Below are 1150 nucleotides of genomic sequence, written 5' to 3'. Positions count from 1 at the left end.
AAGTGGTCTTAGCATTTAAAGACGTGGTTTTAATTCCCTTTGACCCAGAAACGGGCGAGCAAACTGGCAATCACATTCTGCTAGACGCAAGCGAGAACGGCGCTCTACATCAAGTTGATTTGATGGAATACCAAGGGAAAAATGCTAAAACCATCATTAGCGAACAACAAATTGCTCCAGGTGATTACGCCATGTGCGTTTACGCGAAAGATGGCCGACAGTTGAATGATACGTCTCTATCGTATGTCGAAAAAACTGATGGCTCAGTAAAAGGTCTTGTTGTTCCAAGTCGTGGTAGCTGTTTTGGCTTTAAGCCCGATACCAGCGATCAGGGTCGCTTGAAGTTTTCCCAAAAAGGTCAGTATGTAAAAGTTCATACTGGGCACAATAGCTACGTTGTAGAGTTTGATTTGCGTAAAGGTCTGGCGGATCCAGTCGGCCAAGATCATATGAACATGAACTCGAATGCCGTAAGTTTGGTGAACGCATCAGATTCAGGCCATATCGCTGGCACGGTAAGTAACGTGCAATACCAAGCTTGCGAAGCAGACAGTGCGGCATGGAACGCGATTCATGATGTGCCTGCCGTTCACTCTGTTTACCTGTATGCGGGTTCTATGGATCGCTCAACCATGGGCGATATGGGCGCGACAGCTCCACTCAACGCGCCAGTTGCGGTAGCTAACGTGAATGAATCACAAGACGAAGAAGGCAATACAACCTACAGCTACGAGTTTGGTTACATTGGCCCGGGTACTTACAGCATTGGCTACACATGTACCGCGTATATTGATACGCCAGACGCTCATGAAACGTCAGAAGACGGTTTCTTGATTTACCAGCACTACACGCCAGTTGATGTTGTCGAGACAGAGCTGACAACTCAGGACATTAATCCCATTCTTTAAGTCACCATATCAAAAAAGCCGCTCGTACTGAGCGGCTTTATACTTAGTCAGAAAGGTAATATTGAACCGTCGATACCACTCGGACTTTTTTAATGTACGGCGTATTGCTATCGCGGTCATAAATGGAGAACTGACCTTGCGTCGCTCGCTTGATCTTTCCTAATGAGCTTTGTGAGTCTTTCGCAAACTTCTGTGCCACCTCGCGGGCGTTTTTGGTCGCCTCTTCGATCATGTCTGGTTTG

Annotated in this window: 1 protein-coding gene and 1 pseudogene; one reads left to right on the top strand and one right to left on the bottom strand. The window is 46.8% G+C overall.

Features of this window, described 5'->3' with window-relative positions; translation table 11 throughout:
- The coding region (locus tag R7P74_RS24895; RefSeq protein WP_318123313.1) for a DUF4382 domain-containing protein at positions 1-908 on the top strand (908 nt) is incomplete at its 5' end.
- 43 nt (positions 909-951) lie between these two features.
- On the opposite strand, the pseudogene R7P74_RS24890 reads toward R7P74_RS24895, so the two are convergent.
- A pseudogene (locus R7P74_RS24890) lies at positions 952-1150 on the bottom strand (SIMPL domain-containing protein); the annotation flags it as partial.

It is taken from the genome of Vibrio sp. 2033 (assembly GCF_033339735.1).
This window is presented reverse-complemented; position numbering and strand designations above follow the sequence as displayed.